This window comes from Candidatus Thiosymbion oneisti, from assembly GCF_900092655.1.
GTDB classification, from domain to species: domain Bacteria; phylum Pseudomonadota; class Gammaproteobacteria; order Chromatiales; family Chromatiaceae; genus Thiosymbion; species Thiosymbion oneisti.
Genome location: NZ_FLUY01000392.1, coordinates 1 through 432, shown reverse-complemented (window position 1 = coordinate 432; position 432 = coordinate 1). Strand labels below are relative to the sequence as shown.

Here is a 432-nt window from a genome sequence, read left to right as displayed (position 1 = left end):
CTCATCGGGGGGGTAGTAGGGGATTTCTTCGTAGCCGGCAACGGGGTGATGGGCACCGTTGTCGTCGGCCAGGACCAAGGTGTGTTTGCCGTCTGCGTGCCGGAAGAAGTAGTGGATGCCTTCCTGTTCCAGCAGCCGGCTGATGAACGCGAAATCTGTTTCCCGGTACTGCACACAGTAATTCCGGGACTGATGCGGCTCGACCAGGAATTCCTGGAAATCGGTGTGGCCGTGCTCGCGGAAGATGTCCTTGACGATGTCCGGCACCGTCCGGTCCTGGAAGATGCGACAGTCGGTGGTGCGGGTGAGAAACCAAGTCCAGGGGACCAGGGTGGCCTGGTAGATGGCAAGGGATCCGTCGAAGCCGGTGTGGGAAAAACGGCTGACAATGCCGTTGAAGTAGCGCGTTTGGTAGTCCGGCAGTTCCAGCCG

General features: G+C 60.0%; 1 protein-coding gene. It reads right to left on the bottom strand.

Going from position 1 to position 432, the window contains the following annotated elements:
• A partial coding sequence (locus BQ17_RS03710) for a type VI secretion system Vgr family protein (RefSeq protein WP_141699076.1) occupies positions 1-432 on the bottom strand: 432 nt, incomplete at both ends.